The sequence below is a fragment of the Prevotella sp. RM4 genome, assembly GCF_000701965.1.
Lineage (GTDB): Bacteria > Bacteroidota > Bacteroidia > Bacteroidales > Bacteroidaceae > Prevotella > Prevotella ruminicola.
Genome location: NZ_JNKG01000007.1, coordinates 1,049,607 through 1,062,431 on the forward strand (window position 1 = coordinate 1,049,607; position 12,825 = coordinate 1,062,431).

Below are 12,825 nucleotides of genomic sequence, written 5' to 3' on the forward strand. Positions count from 1 at the left end.
AAAAATGTGTATCTTTGCACCAAAAATCGACTAAAAACAATGGAACAAGTATTCAGTTACATTATCAGTCTTGGTGCATCGGTCATGATGCCCATACTGTTTACTATTATTGGACTTTGTATTGGATTAAAATTCGGAAAGTCCTTGAAGTCAGGACTTTACGTAGGTGTAGGATTTGTTGGACTGGGCATTGTTACCGCCTTGCTGACAAACAATTTTGGCGATCCGCTTTCTGAGATTTCGCGTTTGTACAACCTCCAGCTCGGCGTGTTCGATATGGGTTGGCCGGCAGCAGCTGCTGTGGCTTACAACACGGCTGTAGGCGCACTCATTATCCCCATCTGTCTGGGTGTAAACTTCCTCATGCTCATCACCAAAACCACCCGCACCGTTAATATCGACCTGTGGAACTACTGGCACTTTGCCTTTATTGGTGCCGTAGCCTATTTCGTGATGGATCAGAGTCTGGCATGGGGCTATTTCGCCGCTATCGTATGCTATATCAACACGCTGGTAATGGCCGACCTTACAGCGCCTAAGTTCCAGGGCTATTACGAGGGTATGGAGGGCATCTCTATCCCGCAGCCTTTTGTGCAGAGTTTCACCCCGTTTGCCATGCTCGTTAATAAGGGCTTGGATATGATTCCTGGTTTCTCAAAGCTGGATATCGATGCCGAGGGATTGAAAAAGAAGTTTGGTGTACTGGGCGAGCCCCTGGTATTGGGTGTTATCGTAGGTGCGCTGATTGGTGCTTTGGCTCAGTTGGATATTAAGAAAATCCTGTTCCTGGGTGTTACCATGGGTGCTGTGATGGAGCTCATCCCACGTATCACCAAGCTGTTTATCGATGGCTTGATGCCTATCTCAGAGAAGACACAGGAGGTGGTTAAGAAGAAGTTCAATGGTAAGAAGGTATATATCGGCATGTCGCCAGCATTGGTCATCGGTCATCCCACCACGCTGGTAGTATCGCTGCTGCTCATCCCTGTAACTCTGGGCTTGGCCGTTATCCTGCCAGGCAACCAGTTCCTGCCATTGGCCTCGTTGGCTGGCATGTTCTATGTGTTTGTGATGGTGCTGCCTTACACTAAGGGTAACGTGGTTAAGACGTTTATCGTAGGTTTGGTGGCGCTGGCCATCGGCCTGTGGTTTGTAACCGATATGGCCCCCGCCTTTACGCAGGCCGCCCATACTGTGTTTGAGCAGACGGGCGATAACGCCGCCAAGATTCCTGAGGGCTTCGAGGCTGGTGCGCTCGACTTTGCTTCGAGCCTGTTTGGCTGGACTATCTACAAGTGCGTTAACAACCTGCAGTGGGTAGGTCTGGGCGTGCTTACTGTCTTTACTGCCGCTATGATGTGGTTCAACCGCAAGCGCATTATTGAGGACGAAAAAAAGAATCATGAAGTCCTGTAGTCCGTTGCAAAATTATTAATTAATAACAATATGAAGAAATCTATTTTTACTTTGATGCTTATGGGAAATCTGATGACGGCCTTTGGCCAGCAGAACATGACGTTCCAGACGGCTTGTCACCCCGCCGACGTGAAGCATTACGACACGCAGACCCTGCGCGACCGTTTTGTGATGGAGAAGGTGATGGCGCCCGATGAGATTAACCTCACTTATTCGTACTACGATCGTTTTATCTACGGAGGCGCTATGCCAGTTAACAAGGATCTGAAACTGGAGACTCATCCCCAGCTGCGTGCTGATTATTTTATGCGCAACCGCGAGTTGGGTATCATTAATACTGGTGGTCCTGGCGTGGTTATCGTCGATGGTCAGGAGTATCCACTTGGCTATAGCGAGGCCCTTTACGTGGGTCGCGGCTGGCTGGGTAAGGACAAGAAGGGTAACGATATCGACACCAACAAGGAGGTTATCTTCCGTTCAAAGGATGCCAGCAACCCAGCTAAGTTCTATCTTAACTCGGCTACAGCCCACAAGCACTATAAAACACAGTGGGTTACACTCGATGGTCGTAAGAATGGTAAGGTACAGAGCCTGAAGGCTGTGATTGTTGGTACCAAGGAGAAGCCTCTGGGCAGCAAGGCCGAGAGTAATCTGCGCACCATCAACCAGCTGATTGTAAATACCGCCCTTGAGGAGGGCCCCTGCCAGTTGCAGATGGGTTTGACCCAGTTGCAGGAGGGTAGCGTATGGAACACCATGCCACCTCACACCCATGGTCGCCGTATCGAGGCTTATTACTATTTCAATCTGCCCGAGGGTCATCAGATCAGTCATGTGATGGGCGAGCCCCAGGAAACCCGTGTGGTATGGCTCAAGAACGAGCAGGCCATCATGAGCCCTGAGTGGAGCATCCACTGCGCTTCGGCCACTTATTACTATACCTTTATCTGGGGTATGGCAGGCGAGAACTTGAACTATAACGATAAAGATAACATCGAGGTTAAAGATTTGAGATAATATGACACCAGTACAGACTACAAAAATGTCCAACTTCCGTTGGGTTATCTGTGCGCTGCTGTTCCTGGCAACCACAGTAAACTATATGGACCGTCAGGTTCTCTCTTTAACTTGGAAGGATTTTATCGCCGTTGATTTCCATTGGACCGATGCCGACTATGGTAAGATTACGGGTTTGTTCTCGTTGTTCTATGCCATCGCCAACCTGTTCTCGGGTAAGTTCATCGATTGGATGGGAACTAAAAAAGGTTATCTCATCGCCATCTTTGTATGGAGCACAGGTGCTGTGATGCATGCAGGCTGCGGATGGGTAGCTATGAATATCGAGGGTTACGACAGCATCGAGGCTTTGCGTATGGTGCAGGCTGGTAGCGATGCCGCTGTGGCCATTGCCACCATCTCAGTATGGTTGTTCCTCTCATGCCGTATGATTCTGGCTGTGGGCGAGGCAGGTAACTTCCCCGCTGCCATCAAGGCCACTGCCGAGTACTTCCCAAAGAAGGACCGTGCTTTCTCTACCTCTATCTTTAATAGTGGTGCATCGGTAGGTGCGCTGGCTGCTCCTGCCACTATTCCCCTGTTGGCCCGTGCCTGGGGATGGGAGATGGCATTCGTCATCATCGGTGTGCTGGGTTATGTTTGGATGGGCTTGTGGATGTGGCTGTACGAAAAGCCACGCAGCAACAAGTTTGTGAACCAGGCCGAGCTGAACTACATTGAGCAGGACAACGACCTTGAAGAGGTGAAGGATCGCGGCGAGGTGAAGGAGGAGAAGGCTATCCCATTCCTCAAGTGCTTTACCTATCGTCAGACTTGGGCATTCCTCGTAGGTAAGCTCATGACCGATGGTGTTTGGTGGTTCTTCCTGTTCTGGGCACCTGCTTACTTCAGCGACCAGTACGGCTATACCTCTGACTCGGCTATGGGTATTGCGCTCATCTTTACGCTCTACCTCATTGTAACCGTTCTCAGTATCGGTGGTGGTTATCTGCCTACCTATTTTGTTGATAAGAAGGGCATGAATCCCTATCTGGGTCGTATGCGTGCCATGTTGATATTTGCTTGTTTCCCAGTATTAGGTCTGTTGGCTCAGCCTCTTGGTGCTTATAGCGCTTGGTGGCCAGCTATCCTGATTGGTTTGCTGGGTGCAGGTCATCAGGCATGGAGTGCCAACCTGTTCTCAACCATCGGCGACATGTTCCCCAAGAGCACCATCGGTACCATCGTTGGTCTGGGTACCATGACTGGTGGTTTCGGCTCAATGGCCATCAACATGGGTTCGGGTGAGTTCTTTACCTGGGCAGCCAATCAGGGTGCCGCCTTCCAGTTCTTCGGCTTCGAAGGCAAGCCTGCTGCTTACATGGTAGTATTCTGTATCTGTGCTGTAGCCTACCTGATTGGTTGGTGCATCATGAAGGCACTCGTACCAAAGTACAAGCCCATCACACTCGAGTAAGAGATTGTAATTTTGCTATATATTTAGGCACGGATTAACACGGCTTTTTTTATAAAAAAAGACACGGCTTAGTTTACAATGCTAAAGCCGTGTCTTTAATTTATTAAAGCCGTGTTAATCCGTGCCAAAATTAAAATCGCGAGGACGGAAAAAATCCGTGTTAATCCGTGTAATCCGTGCCTAAATTTTCTGCAGCAGGATAGTGTGGGGAAGGAAACCTTGGCGTACTAAGGTTTGGAGGAGTGTGGTTGACATCGCCTCGTTGTCCTTGCGCGTGTAGCGGATATCCGTAAATATCTGCGCCAGCGTTTCTTTGTTGTTGATCTTAACAAAGTTCTTATTCTCCTCCAGGTTCTCCTTATAATTATAATAGGTGTCGATATCAGCACCCAGATAATCCTGATATGTCTCCTGATGCACAAAACTCTCAAGTGGCAATCGGTCGCTCAGGGCGGGTTCCTCATCAGGCCAACCCACGGTAAGCGTAGCCACAGGCATCACCAGCTTTGGCAACTGCAGCACGTCGATAATCTGCTGGGGCTGATACACGGTGGTACCCAGGTAGCAGTAGCCCAAGCCTTCCTCGTCCATCAGGTTGCACAGCGTCTGGGTGTAGAGTAGGGCATCGGTAGCCGCATTGATAAACGACAGGAAGTTGTCGTAACCAGGCTCGGCCTTGCGACATTTTGCCCAGAAACTGGTGCGGTTAAAATCGGCACAGATGGTAAGCACCACAGGCGCCTGTTTCACCATGGGCTGGTTGAAATGTGCAGGTGCCAGCTTGGCTTTCATGTCGTCGCTTCGTGTCACCACCACGCTGTAAAGCTGCAGGTTTCCCATGGTCTGGGTGCGTGCGGCCTCGTTCATCAGGCGGTTCAGCAACTCGTCGCTCACTGGCTCCTGGGCGTATTTTCTGATGGTTCGTCGTGTCAATAAATGTTTCATATCTCTTAATTTTGCTTATAAAAATCTTCTTTTTTGTATTATTTGGTTGCAAAAATACAAATAATTCGGCAAATTTATCTAACTTTGCAGGCAAAAATAGTTTGATATGGAAGAAAACTTGCGTAGTGAACTCGTTGAGCGTATTGCTCACGAACTCACAGCCATAGGTCAGCACAGCGATGCTACTCTGTCCGAGGAGCGTGTGGCCAGCATCCTTAACCAGTGCCTCAAATCGGTTAAGGCCGATGATGCCGAATTGCTGCTTACGTTGGCCAATCAGGCATTCGATATCTTCTTGTTGGGCACCCGACCGGAGGTAACCGAGGTGCGTCCTGAGGTGTTGGAGTGCGACGTGGTACGTTTCCAGAATAACCGCGAAAAATGGGTGGCATTGGTAGGCTTGCTGAATGGCTACCCTTACGAGATATTTACAGGCTTGGCCGACGACGAGGATGGCATTGTGCTGCCCAAAACCGTTACCACGGGTAAAATCATTAAGCAGGTTAACCCCGATGGCACCAAGCGTTACGATTTCCAGTTCGAGAACCGTCGTGGCTATAAAACCACCGTCGAGGGCCTCTCTGAGAAGTTCAACCCCGAGTACTGGAACTACGCTAAACTGATATCAGGTGTGCTGCGTTATCGCATGCCTATCGAACATGTCATCAAGCTGGTGGCTTCGCTTTCGCTCAAGGATGAGAGTATCAATACCTGGAAAACAGGTGTTGAGCGCGCACTGAAGAAGTACGCTCCTGGCTGCCACGATGAGGAGGAACTCCAGATGGAGGATTAAACATGAAACATTAAAGATTAAACATTAAAGATTAAACATTATACATTGGAGATAGAAAGTTACATATATCTGGACGAGGTTCGCTTTTATGCCTTTCATGGGGTGATGCCCCAGGAGTCACAGGTTGGAGGCGAGTTTTTGGTTAGCTTGCGTGTGGGTTATCCCATCCAGGGGGCTATGGAAACCGACGATGTGGCCGACACGCTGAACTATGCCGAACTGTTCCAGTTGGTAAAACAGCAGATGGACATCCCCTCAAAACTGCTCGAACATGTGGCAGGTCGCATCGTAAAGGCCATCCATGAGCAGTTTCCGCAGGTGTCGAGCATCCATCTACGTATCACCAAGAAGAATCCGCCGATGGGGGCCGATAGCAAAGGCGCAGGGGTGGAATTATACATTAAACATTAAAGATTAAACATTAAAGATTAAAAATTAAAAAATTGAAGATTGGTTAGGAACGTGATTAGGTTAAGATATATATTATGTGTGTTGCTGCTGGGAGGGGCTATGATGGCCCAGGCAGCTGGTAAAAATGGTTTTACGTTGGTGATCGATGCCGGTCATGGCGGTCACGATACGGGTGCCGTGGGTGCAGTCTCTAAGGAGAAGAACCTCACGCTGAAGTTTGCGCTGGCCTTCGGACGTATGGTTGAGCAGAACTGTCCCGATGTAAAAGTGGTTTATACCCGCAAAACCGATAAGTTTGTAGAGTTGTACCGTCGTGCCGAGATTGCTAATCAGGCCAAGGCCGATTTGTTTATCTCTGTCCACATCAATGCCTTGCCAAAGGGTAGGGTGGCACGTGGTTTCCAAACCTACACCTTAGGTAGCAGCAAGCGTACAGGCAAGCAGACTGGTGTGCTGCAGAACCTGGAGGTGGCCAAGCGCGAGAACTCGGTTATCTTTATGGAGAAGGACTACCAGCAAACCTATCATGGCTACGATCCTAACTCGCCCGAAAGCGATATCATGTTTGAGTTTATCCAGGATAAGAATATGGAGAACAGCGTTGAGCTGGCCAAGTACATGCAGCGTTACGTGTGCCAGGCCACTGGCCGCCAGGATATGGGTGCCCAGCAGGACAACCTGGCTGTGCTGCGACTCTCGTCGATGCCTGGTGCGCTGCTGGAGTTGGGCTTTATCTCAACCCGCGACGAGGAGGAGTTTATGAACTCGGCCCGTGCCGAAACCCTGTATGCCACAGGTATGTTCAATGCCTTCCTGAACTATCGTAAGCGTCATGGTGGTAACATCACCATCCCTTATAAGAAGATTGAAGAGGCTGAGCCAGAGCGCCGTTTGGCCCCACTGCCCGATGCGCAGGTTGAGGAGCCGCAGGAGCCGGTAGCCGAGGCCAGGGTTGAACCCGTAGAGGTGCGCCAGGTTAACGAGCCAAAGCCCGTAGTAGAGGCAAAGGTACCTGCAAAGGCCGAGCCCAAGCCTGCTGCAGCAGCTGCCAGCAACGATGCCCCTGTGTTTAAGGTGCAGATACTCTCAAGCTCCAGCAAGCTCAAGGCTGGCGATGCCCGCTTTAAGGGTCTTACCGATGTTGATTCGTATCGCGATGGCGGTATGTACAAGTACACCGTTGGCGCATCAACCGATTACAACGAGATCTACCGCTTGCGCAAGCAGGTGGCTGCCACCATCCCCGAGGCGTTTATCATTGCCTTCAAGGGCGGTCAGCGTGTAGATGTGAATGCGGCTATCCGCGAGTTTAAATCAAAGAAATAAATTATAAGTTATAAGATATGAAAAAGTTTTCGAAAGAAATTCAGATTGCCCTGGTGGCCATTGCTGCTCTGTTGGTGCTCTATTTTGGTTTGCACTTTCTAAAGGGAATGACGCTGTTTTCTGGCGACAACAAATATTACGTTAAGTTCAAGGATGTAAGCGGCCTCTCGGTGGCCAGTCCTATCTTTGCCAACGGCTACCGTGTAGGTGTGGTCGAGGAAATCATGTTCGACTATCAGAACACAGGCGAGATTGTGGCTGCTATCGATGTAGATACCGAACTGAGTGTGCCCAAGGGCAGTTGTGCCGAGATTGCTACCGACCTGATGGGCAATGTAAAAGTGCTGCTGGTGCTGGGTAATGCTGCCGACGGTATGGTGGCCCCTGGCGATACCATCACAGGCAGTCAGCAGGTAGGTGCTATGGGTAAGGCTGCCGATATGATTCCAGCCGTACAGCAGATGCTGCCTAAGCTCGACTCTATCCTGGCCAGCGTAAATACCCTGTTGGCCGATCCTGCCATCGCCAACTCGCTGCATAATGTCGATCAGATTACTGCCGACCTGACGCGCACCTCGCACGATCTGAGCCTGCTCACAGCACAGCTCAACCGTCAGATGCCACAGATGCTGCAGAATGCCGATGGCGTGCTGGCTAACACCAACCAGATTACCAAGGATATCAGCAACATGGATTTTGCCGCTACTATGACCAGCGTTAATACCACGCTGAAGAATGTAGAGCAGATGATTGCCGCCCTGAACAGCCGCGAGGGTACCCTCGGACTGCTGATGCGCGACCCCAGTCTGTATTACAACCTGAACAGCACCATGATGCATGCCGACTCGCTGATGCTTGATCTAAAGCAACATCCAAAACGCTATGTTCACTTCTCAGTTTTCGGCAAGAAAGATAAGTAAAATAGATTTTGTCTAAATAACAAATTTTGGCCATAGGTACGTTTTTTGTACCTTGGCCATTATTATTTGTGTGTTCGCACACGCGTAAGTGCCTGATTTTCAGGGTTTGGTACGTTTACAAGTGCGCTAAATTGGTACTACTTCTGTGAAACACCGTAACTACCACGTTTTTAAGCAGTTACAAATTGTGTACACACATTGAGGAAAATCGGACATTTGCAAGTTTCAAAAATTTGTTTTACCTTTGCACTCGGAAACAACAATAAACTCTACAAGCCTAAGTCTTGTAATAAGTTTGATAAAATTTAAAAAATATAACATTCGCCAAATGAATAATAATCATCAGGCGCTCTGGGCCGACTGCCTTCGTCTCATCCAGGCTAACGTTACAGAGCAGCAGTACAAAACGTGGTTTGCACCAATCGTGTTCGAGTCGTTCGACGAAGCGAACCGTTCGGTTCTGGTGCAGGTTCCAAGCCGATACGTATTCGAGTTCTTGGAGCAGTACTACGTTGGATTATTAAGTAAGGTATTAGAGCGAGTGTTTGGTACCAATGTAAAACTCAATTACAGAATCGTTGAGGTTAAGGCCGCTACTGCTAAGGGTCACGACGTTACAACCGATGTTGAGAGCGAGGGTCCCAGCTTGGAGACCGTACCCGCCCGCCAGCATCTTAACAAGGCGCCCAATGTGCTCGATGCACCCCGTCAGCAGCAGCTCAACCCCCAGCTCGACACCAAGAAGGGTTTCCACAACTATATCGAGGGTAACTCTAACAAGCTGCCTCGTACCGTTGGTCTCTCTATCGCCGAGCACCCGGGTAAAACCACCTTCAACCCCTTCTTTATCTATGGCCCTTCAGGTTGCGGTAAAACCCACCTCATCAACGCCATCGGACTGAAGTGCTGCGAGCTTTATCCTAACAAGCGCGTGCTGTACGTAAGTGCCCGTCTGTTCCAGGTACAGTTCACCGATTCTGTACGTCAGAATACCACGAACGATTTCATCAACTTCTATCAGAGTATCGACGTACTGATTGTCGACGATATTCAGGAGTGGGTAAATTCGCCAAAAACACTCGATACTTTCTTCCATATCTTCGATCACCTGTTCCGTATCGGCAAGCAGATTATTCTGGCCAGCGACCGTCCCCCAGTAGATCTTACTGGTGTTAAGGACCGCCTGCTTACCCGTTTTGCCTGCGGACTGATTGCCGAGCTCGAGAAGCCCAACGTGCAGTTGTGTGTAGATATCCTGAACGCTAAGTGTAAGCGCGACGGACTGAAGATTCCTGCAGATGTGATCGAGTATATCGCCCAGACTGCTAATGGCAGCGTACGCGACTTGGAGGGTGTGGTAAACTCGCTGATGGCTTACTCGATTGTTTACAACTCTAACATCGATATGAAGTTGGCCGAGCGTGTGATTAAGCGTTCAGTTAAGGTCGACAACCATCCGCTTACTATCGACGATATCCTTGATAAGGTTTGTAACCACTATGGCGTAAGTCAGCAGAGTGTGTTCAGCAAGAGTCGCAAGCGCGATTTTGTGCAGGCCCGTCAGATTTCTATGTATCTGGCTCAGAAGCACACCAAGATGCCTTCGTCGCGTATTGGTCAGCTCATCGGCGGTCGCGATCACTCTACCGTTATCCACAGCTGCAATGCCGTCGAGCAGCGCCTTAAGATTGATAAGGCCTTTGTAGCCGAGCTCAGCAGCATCGAAAATTCGTTTAAGCTTAAAGGTTGATGCGTTTTAGCATGAAAACAATATTTAGTTTATGCCTGTTGTTGACAATATCCCTGCAGGGCGTTGCTCAGAACATGGCACAGCAATTACAGGAGGGCGACCTCCTGTTTTGCATTTCTGCTCAGGGTAATCATATCACGCAAGTTACCCAGGGCGTTGATGATTTGGCTATCGATCATGTTGGCATGGTGCATTTTTGTAAGGATAGTGTTTTTGTGCTCGAGGCTATCCACCAGGGCGTAGTGCTAACGCCTATCGATAGCTTTCTGGTGCGTCGCGATTCGCTGGTCATCGCCACTCGGTTAAAAGATACCATTGGCGTGGCAAGTTCCGTTCAGCGTGCCCTGCAGTATTTAGGTCGCCCTTACGACTTTATGTTCATGCCTAGCGACGACGAATTCTATTGTAGCGAGTTGGTGCAGAAGAATTATCTTGATGCCGATGGCCAGCTGATATTCGAGCCCATCCCCATGTCGTTCCATGATAAAACGGGCAAAGTAACCCAGTTTTGGAAGGATTACTATGCCCGTAAGGGTTTTCAGGTTCCTGAGGGCTGTCCGGGTAGCAATCCTGGCGATTTGTCGCGCAGCCCCAAGCTCAGGTTCCTGTTCAGTTTCCGTTAACTACAGTTGGATGTTAAATCCAGCCATCCACCATCTGCCTGGTTGTGGTATGTGGCCAAAGTCAACGTACGTTTTGTTCAGCAGATTGTTAGCCTCTACATACATCGTGTAGTTATCGGCATTCCAACTCAGTCGTGCGTCAACTATGCCGTAAGGCTTGTATTCGGTTATCTCGCCGTCGGCGTTGGTGTAGGTGCCCGTGCGGTCCTGCATGCGGTAGCTTATATTTGCATGCAAGCGCTTCCAGAGGTTGGCCTGTAACTGTGCCACCAGTTTGTGTCGCAGATACTCCAGCGTGTACTGGCTCTGTATGCCGTCGGTCTCCACCTTATCCTGGTTAATGTAGCTGTAATCTACCTGCAAGCGTTTCAGTATGTGTTGTGCAGGCATCATCTCCTGTAGGTTCAGGGCCAGTGTGGCCTCTATACCAGTGGCGTTCACCTTGGTAAAGTTTACCGATTCCCATGGTGCATCCACATCATCGCTGCGCCTGATCCAGTCAATCAGGTTCTTGCAGTGGTTACGATACACGCTCAGCTTGGCGTCAACCAGGTACGAGTTGTATTGCAGTCCGCCCTCTACGGCCGCCAGTTCCTCAGGTTTCAGGTGCTTGTCGGCCTTATGCCCGCCCACCGAGTAGTACAGCTCGGTAACCGATGGCATGCGTAGCGATGTGTTGTACGATGCATACACCTTCCAGTTGCTGCCAATACGGTAGCTGGCATCAATGCCTGGATACAGACGCATGTTCATCTCGTTCCACGAGTTTTTTACGGCCACCACGCCTGCCGAAAGGGTAAAGCGCTCAAGCAGTATGTTATGTTCCAGCACAAAGCTCATGTTGGTGCGGTTCAGACCGTACTCGTAGTTACGGTCGGTACCATGAATATGGTGTGTGCGCGATAGTGGCTCGCCCAGATTGCCGCTCACAAGGTCTTCGTTGCGCAGTTCGGCGCCTATGGCTGTGCGCCCTGCAACCCAGTCAAAGTGGCTGTTCAGATTCACGCCGTACACATCCGTGCGATGGTAGTTAAATGGGTAGATATCGGGTGCATCTCTAAACAGCTCAAAGCGGTCTTGCGATCTGTTCCAGTATATGGTTGGTTTCAAGTGCAGGCGCCCTTGTTTGTTCTCGGCTGTTACGGCAGTGTAGGTTTTCAGTGTGTGCTCAAACTGGTCGTCCCATTTGGCGCCATAAAAGGTGTTCGAGCCAAAATCCCTTACGCTTATACCTGCATGCCAGTTCACGCGTATGTCGTTGTCGTCGTACTGTCCCTGGTAAAAAGCCTTTCCGCTTTTGTAGTCGGCATTCAGTTTGCCAGCCTTATTGCGGCTGTAGCCGTCACTTCGGGTATAGCTGCCTGACAGGCTGTGGCTGGTTTTGCCGCCAAAAGCCACACGTCCGCCCACATTGGCATAGCCATACGATCCTGCTTCGGCATGCACGGCAGAGGGTAGGGTAGGCTTCGTCACAATGTTGATTGCTCCTACCAGACTCGACGTTCCATACACACGCCCTGCAGGTCCCTCAAGCACCTCTATGCGCACTATGTCGCTGATGTCTACAGGAAAGTCGAAGGCGTTGTGCCCTGTTTGCGGGTCGCAGATGTTGATTCCATTCAGCAGGATGGTAATCTGCTCGTAGTTGCCGCCACGAATCGACACGTCGGTCTGGGCACCGATGGGTCCTCGTTGCCTAACATCCACGCCTACAGCGTACTTTAAAAGGTCGTTTACACTTTGTACTGGCGCCTGCGCAATAGCCTTGCGGTCCAGTACAGTTACCATTCTCGCAGCCTGACTCTTGGTCAGTGGCGCCCTCGATCCGGTTACGCTAACCTCGTCGAGCATCATCTCGCGTGCAGTTGTCGTAGCGGTTGAGTCGCTCACCACAGGGTGTGTGCTCACGCTCTCGGCCGATGCGTAGGTAAGGGTGCTAACCGATAGCACGCTGCAAACCACCTCGCGGCCCAGACAACTAAAGAGCGAGTAGCCCTTGTTTCCGAAACGACGGAAAACCAGGCGCTGGCGCTTCATGTTGAATGCTTGTTTGTACATAAATAATATTTGTTACCTAAAAAAATCGGGTGCAAAATTAATGTATTTTTCTGTAACAAAACACTTAAAAGCTGTAAAACTTTGCAAAAATTTTAAGTTTTCTTTGCTTG

The 12,825-nt window shown here is 49.9% G+C and carries 10 protein-coding genes and 1 pseudogene; 9 read left to right on the plus strand and 2 right to left on the minus strand.

The genetic code is table 11. The features are described 5' to 3' along the window. Window positions 1–39: 39 nt before the first annotated feature. Genes T499_RS0105495 through T499_RS0105505 form a run of 3 tightly spaced genes read left to right on the plus strand, consistent with a single transcriptional unit; the run spans window position 40 to window position 3,889 of the window. Window positions 40–1,416, plus strand: a complete 1,377-nt coding sequence (locus T499_RS0105495; RefSeq protein ID WP_033150025.1) for a PTS galactitol transporter subunit IIC — start codon at window positions 40–42, stop codon at window positions 1,414–1,416. Between the two features lie 30 nt (window positions 1,417–1,446). Continuing rightward, the gene (kduI, locus tag T499_RS0105500) at window positions 1,447–2,433 is read left to right on the plus strand and encodes a 5-dehydro-4-deoxy-D-glucuronate isomerase (RefSeq protein WP_033150026.1); all 987 of its coding nucleotides are present in this window, start codon (window positions 1,447–1,449) and stop codon (window positions 2,431–2,433) included. Between the two features lies 1 nt (window position 2,434). After that, on the plus strand, window positions 2,435–3,889 hold the full coding sequence (locus T499_RS0105505; protein ID WP_033150027.1) for an MFS transporter: 1,455 nt from the start codon (window positions 2,435–2,437) through the stop codon (window positions 3,887–3,889). A 180-nt stretch (window positions 3,890–4,069) separates the two neighbouring features. Here T499_RS0105505 and T499_RS0105510 read toward each other — a convergent pair whose 3' ends face one another. Further along, complete coding sequence (locus T499_RS0105510) at window positions 4,070–4,834, minus strand: nitroreductase family protein (protein WP_033150028.1); 765 nt, start codon at window positions 4,832–4,834, stop codon at window positions 4,070–4,072. A gap of 307 nt (window positions 4,835–5,141) precedes the next feature. Between T499_RS0105510 and T499_RS0105515 the strand changes: the two are divergent. From T499_RS0105515 to T499_RS0105540, 6 genes and pseudogenes are all read left to right on the plus strand, one after another. After that, window positions 5,142–5,582 (plus strand): annotated as a pseudogene (locus tag T499_RS0105515) (ribonucleoside-triphosphate reductase); the annotation flags it as partial. 90 nt (window positions 5,583–5,672) lie between these two features. After that, the gene (gene folB / locus T499_RS0105520; protein ID WP_033150029.1) at window positions 5,673–6,038 is read left to right on the plus strand and encodes a dihydroneopterin aldolase; all 366 of its coding nucleotides are present in this window, start codon (window positions 5,673–5,675) and stop codon (window positions 6,036–6,038) included. A 99-nt stretch (window positions 6,039–6,137) separates the two neighbouring features. After that, window positions 6,138–7,364 carry an N-acetylmuramoyl-L-alanine amidase family protein gene (locus T499_RS0105525; RefSeq protein ID WP_052173439.1) on the plus strand — a complete coding sequence of 409 codons (1,227 nt, stop codon included), beginning with the start codon at window positions 6,138–6,140 and terminating at the stop codon, window positions 7,362–7,364. 17 nt (window positions 7,365–7,381) lie between these two features. Continuing rightward, window positions 7,382–8,284 carry an MlaD family protein gene (locus T499_RS0105530; RefSeq protein WP_033150031.1) on the plus strand — a complete coding sequence of 301 codons (903 nt, stop codon included), beginning with the start codon at window positions 7,382–7,384 and terminating at the stop codon, window positions 8,282–8,284. Between the two features lie 328 nt (window positions 8,285–8,612). Then, window positions 8,613–10,034 carry a chromosomal replication initiator protein DnaA gene (gene dnaA, locus T499_RS0105535; protein ID WP_033150032.1) on the plus strand — a complete coding sequence of 474 codons (1,422 nt, stop codon included), beginning with the start codon at window positions 8,613–8,615 and terminating at the stop codon, window positions 10,032–10,034. A 74-nt stretch (window positions 10,035–10,108) separates the two neighbouring features. Then, on the plus strand, window positions 10,109–10,657 hold the full coding sequence (locus T499_RS0105540; RefSeq protein WP_232221054.1) for a YiiX/YebB-like N1pC/P60 family cysteine hydrolase: 549 nt from the start codon (window positions 10,109–10,111) through the stop codon (window positions 10,655–10,657). Here the strand turns inward: T499_RS0105540 and T499_RS0105545 are convergent, their stop codons facing one another. Further along, a complete protein-coding gene (locus tag T499_RS0105545; protein WP_033150033.1) occupies window positions 10,658–12,715 on the minus strand; it encodes a TonB-dependent receptor plug domain-containing protein in 2,058 nt (685 codons plus the stop codon). Window positions 12,716–12,825 lie beyond the last annotated feature (110 nt).